This is a genomic window from Pantoea sp. E956-1 (assembly GCF_982223955.1).
Genome location: NZ_CEUYZP010000021.1, coordinates 1 through 4,245 on the forward strand (window position 1 = coordinate 1; position 4,245 = coordinate 4,245).

The 4,245-nt window shown below is 52.8% G+C and carries 10 protein-coding genes and 1 pseudogene; all 11 read right to left on the reverse strand.

Annotation, left to right across the window (positions count from 1 at the left end; genetic code table 11):
* A pseudogene (ssb1, locus tag AC0T7J_RS24900) lies at positions 1 to 157 on the reverse strand (single-stranded DNA-binding protein SSB1); the annotation flags it as partial.
* A complete protein-coding gene (locus AC0T7J_RS24905; protein WP_473798348.1) occupies positions 157 to 789 on the reverse strand; it encodes an ERF family protein in 633 nt (210 codons plus the stop codon). The pseudogene ssb1 and the gene AC0T7J_RS24905, both read right to left, overlap by 1 nt.
* Positions 782 to 934, reverse strand: a complete 153-nt coding sequence (locus AC0T7J_RS24910) for a hypothetical protein (protein WP_473798351.1) — start codon at positions 932 to 934, stop codon at positions 782 to 784. Before AC0T7J_RS24910 ends, AC0T7J_RS24905 begins: the two co-directional genes overlap by 8 nt.
* Entirely contained in the window at positions 924 to 1,121 is a 198-nt protein-coding gene (locus tag AC0T7J_RS24915; RefSeq protein ID WP_223563962.1) for a DUF5444 family protein, read from the reverse strand. The genes AC0T7J_RS24910 and AC0T7J_RS24915 overlap by 11 nt, the downstream gene beginning before the upstream one ends.
* On the reverse strand, positions 1,118 to 1,261 hold the full coding sequence (locus AC0T7J_RS24920) for a protease FtsH-inhibitory lysogeny factor CIII (RefSeq protein WP_197745993.1): 144 nt from the start codon (positions 1,259 to 1,261) through the stop codon (positions 1,118 to 1,120). Before AC0T7J_RS24920 ends, AC0T7J_RS24915 begins: the two co-directional genes overlap by 4 nt.
* A gap of 27 nt (positions 1,262 to 1,288) precedes the next feature.
* On the reverse strand, positions 1,289 to 2,290 hold the full coding sequence (locus AC0T7J_RS24925; RefSeq protein ID WP_473798356.1) for a hypothetical protein: 1,002 nt from the start codon (positions 2,288 to 2,290) through the stop codon (positions 1,289 to 1,291).
* A gap of 142 nt (positions 2,291 to 2,432) precedes the next feature.
* Positions 2,433 to 2,606: a hypothetical protein gene (locus AC0T7J_RS24930; RefSeq protein ID WP_473798359.1), complete on the reverse strand. Its 174-nt coding sequence runs from the start codon at positions 2,604 to 2,606 to the stop codon at positions 2,433 to 2,435.
* Positions 2,607 to 2,625: 19 nt separating this feature from the next.
* Positions 2,626 to 2,856 carry a hypothetical protein gene (locus tag AC0T7J_RS24935; RefSeq protein WP_473798362.1) on the reverse strand — a complete coding sequence of 77 codons (231 nt, stop codon included), beginning with the start codon at positions 2,854 to 2,856 and terminating at the stop codon, positions 2,626 to 2,628.
* 17 nt (positions 2,857 to 2,873) lie between these two features.
* Positions 2,874 to 3,164 carry an MPN domain-containing protein gene (locus AC0T7J_RS24940; RefSeq protein WP_473798365.1) on the reverse strand — a complete coding sequence of 97 codons (291 nt, stop codon included), beginning with the start codon at positions 3,162 to 3,164 and terminating at the stop codon, positions 2,874 to 2,876.
* 110 nt (positions 3,165 to 3,274) lie between these two features.
* Positions 3,275 to 3,739 (reverse strand): hypothetical protein, encoded by a 465-nt coding sequence (locus AC0T7J_RS24945; RefSeq protein WP_473798368.1) that lies wholly within the window; start codon positions 3,737 to 3,739, stop codon positions 3,275 to 3,277.
* 41 nt (positions 3,740 to 3,780) lie between these two features.
* Entirely contained in the window at positions 3,781 to 4,023 is a 243-nt protein-coding gene (locus AC0T7J_RS24950; RefSeq protein WP_473798371.1) for a transcriptional antitermination N peptide, read from the reverse strand.
* Between the last annotated feature and the right edge of the window lie 222 nt (positions 4,024 to 4,245).

Sequence of the window (4,245 nt, forward strand, 5' to 3'; positions counted from 1 at the left end):
TTACTTCCTTGTTCTCACCTGTCTGCTTATCGCGCCAACTCTCAGAGGTTGCCAGCGTGATGTTTGCCACCGCGCCACCATTGGGCAGGTAACGCACTTCCGGATCCTGACCCAGATTTCCAACCAGGATTACTTTATTCACACCACGACTCGCCATTATGCGGGCACTCCTTCAAGTTCGGATTTTCGGTCTAAGTAGACGGAAAGAGCTTTGCCATGCTGCTCTTTTCCCGTGAGATTGCGATCTGCTGATGCCCATGCTTTTTCAAGGTCAGCAGGAGTTGACTTCATTGCGTACTCAGTGAATGCAGCCAGTAATTGCTCTGGCGTGCGCTTAGCCTGTGAAGGCGTCGCTGGCACCCTCTGGCTTGCTGACTGCGGCCTGGATGCACTCTGCTGGTTCTTGTGCTCGTCCGTGTCAGCATCCTTTGAATCATCAATGCCGAACAGGCCATTCAGGCAGTATTTGCGGGCGTAGGAGCTGGTAGCGCCGGTAATCTGAGCATCATCCATGCCTTTCTTGTCGACGGCTTCACGGGCCATTGCGGAGGCGCTGTGAGTGGTCTCGCCATCGGTTATCGTCGCCGTAGCTTTGACGTAATACCGATCGCCAATCAAAACGATTTCGTCGGAGATGGACAGGAACAGGCCATTAAGCAGCGGCTTCACACCCTCAAGGATGTCTTCGCAGCTTCGGTAGTGATACTTGCCAAAGCTGTTGTACTGGCCCTTTGGCGCATTCAGAGTTCGCTGTATCTCTGCCAGTCTGACGTAGAATTCCTTACTCATATCCAACTCCCATTCTCTCCGCCTGTCGCTCCGTACGGTAATCAGCCGCCGCATCCATTGCGGCCTGCTCATATGTCATTGGCTCAGCTAAATCGCCAAGCATGCCGCGCATCAGTGCGACAAATTCATCTTCATCATGCTGCATGATTGTTGAACCTCTTGTTCCAGTCTTCGTCCTGACAGTTGTGCCAGCCCAGGGCAATCTCAGACGCCCATTCATAGGCCTTGTGCATGCCCTCCTGCGTATCCGGGAATGCCTCCTCGTACAGCTTGTTGAAGTGGCTGCAGCCCTGCTGAACCAGAATGGTTCCGTTAACGGGGATAATGGTCATAGCGGGTTTCCTTTCTGGTTAAGCGTGTCGATAAGACTGCGTAAGCTCGCACGAAGACGGCGGGTGATACGGTCGAGTTGAGACGTGTTAAATCCGAAGCCACCCATGTGGGTAGCCCCAGCTATAGCGAAAGCTTGCATGGGTGATTCCTTGGTGTTGGTGAGTTTTTAGTAGGTGATGCGGATGGCAGTAACTTCGCCTTTGGCGACGGCCGTGATTACGGTTCGCGCCATTTCTTCGGTCAGCCCGACAGCGACTAAATCTGCCAGTGCTTTGTTATTTACTGCTTTGCGGTGAGCAACATCAGCAGCACGGGCGGCAGCTTCATCTGCAATGCGCTTCTCTTCAGCCAGGCGGGCGGCTTCTGCGTCACGGGCCTTTCGCTGCTCAGCTTCGATAGCGGCTTGCTTCTCACGCTCTGCCTTTTCGCGCGCTTCCTGTGCCTGTCGCTCGGCTCGTTCCTGCGCCTCTCTGGCTTCACGCTCTGCGCGGTCCTGAGCGGACTTTGCATCGGCCTCTGCCTTTTCCTTGGCTGCCTGCAAATCTGCCTCACGTTTAGCCGATGCTTCACGCTCACGCTGTGCTGCCTGCTCTGCTTCAATTCGGGCCTGTTCAGCAGCCTGACGGCGAATCTCTTCTTCGTGTGCTGCGCGCTGGCGTTCTGCTTTGGCTTTTGCTTCTGCAGCGTCGCGGTCGAACTTATCGTTAAGCAGTAGGGCCATTTCGTGATCGGACTCAATCTGCTTTTTTAGGGCTTGTTCAGCAGCTTTCTGCTCGGCTTCAATGCGCAGACGCTCATCTTCGGCAGCTTTCTCCGCTGCGATGCGTTCCTGTTCTTCTTCCCACTCAGTGAGTGGCCTGCGCGTCAGATCGCGTAAGTTGTCACAAGCATCAACGAACCGCTTAATCTCTGCTTCAGCAGGCTTCACAGCCTCTTTGAGGCGCTTAAGGTAGTCACGTCCCGGCTTCTCAATTGCCGTCTTGCTGCGTGATACCTGAGCCGCCAGTGATGCAACGCGGGCCCGCCCTTTAGCAGTGCTCAGGTCAGGCACTTCGTTAACCTGCTGGCGAATCTGCTCAAGGTAAGCGTCGAGGCCATTGGGTACATACAGTGCCGGAGCCTGTTCAGGTTTAATCTCCAGCACTGCTAAATCGGTAGTTTCAGTCATTTCCGTCTCCTGAATTGTGGTAAAAAAGAAGGCCGCACTAAGCGGCCAAATCGCATCCTGTTCTGTCTCTATCATTTGAAACTTCACAGCGTTGGTGCGTAGCACCTCAAAGCCGTCTGATTAGGCGGCTTTACGGTGTCACTCAGTTGACGAGTTCAACGTTGGGAATCTTCCCTTCGTTAATTGCATCGTACAGCTTGCATACATCATCAAAATCTATGCCCCCGCTGGGGAAATATTCCTGCATGGCTGCAACCGCCTCATCCTTCAGGCGCTTATCTATATCATCACTGCTCATACCAACCTTGATCATCATCCTCTTCTCCTGTTAGTGGTTACTGGCCCCGGGCGCGTAACATTGCGTCGGCCATTTTGTAGGCACCCTTAGCTAGTTCATCTTCTGCACCATCCAGACCGCCAACGATGCAAGGTGCGCCCGCTGTCGAGATATACCCATGCATCGCCTTTGCTGCGAAGTAATCACGCAGCGTCATCCCTTCCTGTCCTTCAACCGTTTCACTGCCTAATGGCAACGGGAAAGCTGTACCGCCTGTATCTTTTCCCATCTCAAAATCCTCAGTGGTTACTGGCCCAGTGCCCGGGCGATTACTGCTTCTGCTGCTTCCATACGGCCCCATGTGGACGATGGCTTGTCCGGTTGCGGATATGTGTGCTTTTTAACGATGGCGACCATTTCCTGAAGCGCCTCAAGAAGCTCAGGTGCGGCGGCTATCAGGTTGGCATTTGCGTCATCTTCATTCTGCATTGCAAAGCACGTAGTAATCAGGTCGCCATTTGCATCAACAATTCGGTTCCACTTCTCGCTTTCACCTGAAATCCACCACGGAGATTTACTTCCTTTAAACTCACTCATACATTCCCTCCGGCTATAAACCCCAGCCCCATCAACACACTAGTCACCAACCAAATGAATATGTAATTACCAGTGCTTATCATGGAGCCTCCAATGAAAAAGGCTGCGGGTTAGGCAGCCTCAGAGGTGAAGTCCGGTAATTCATCTGGCACTTTAGGCTTCTCGAAAATAGCCCAAGCAAGCATGATAGTTTCTGGATTTCCTTCCCCATACCATCCGCTTTCAATCCAGAACTGGCCGCTTGAAGTTTCCGTAACAGCGTCGATACACATCCCGCCCTCATCGGCGTATTCACGGTAAAATCCTTCTACGCCATGAAACTCTCCATCTTCATTCATCCAGTCATTAAGTAGACCGGGCGCTGATTCCGGAAACTCACCTTGCTCTTCCATGTATGCTATTTCTTCTGCAGTAGCGCATACGTTGCCATAGTGGAATTCGACCACTCGCGCCGTCTTAGACTTCAGAGTTGATGTGCGTGTTGCTTTGCCATTGTCACCAAGCCCGCCCCATTTGGTGTCGTAAATGCACGATTCGACCAGCGCCCACACCTTTACTGTTTCGCCACGATTCACTACCGGTGGTTCCTTTGGGTTCTTCCATTCCACGTTCATATCTACCTCGCCGTTACGATGTCTTTTGAGTTGCGATAGCCTGCAGCGAATATCGCGATTTCTGGTAAGCACTGTGATGTGCTCTCATGCCTGTCACGCAGAGAAGGGGAGATAACTGCTTTCTCTACTCTCTGGTTGCAGCTGGATAAGGTGCTGACTATGCGGCGCTTGAAGCGTGTCTGCTCGATAGCCTCTGATGCTTTACGGGCGTTAAAAGCCGCCATGCGACGCTGATTTCTGTTCATGGGTATTCCTCGATGAGTGCTTGGGTGATTGGATGTCCGGTGCTGATCTCCGGCTTTCTGGATGGCACTAACCAGACCTTGTGCGGTGTACCGCGCATACCATCTATCACTGCGCCGCTGCGACTTACGTTGCGATCCCGGTGCGCATCAGCCTGCGCATTCATCCAATCCCGAAGCACTCGCCTCGGCCTGTGTATTCACAGGGTCATATTGTTAAAGAGC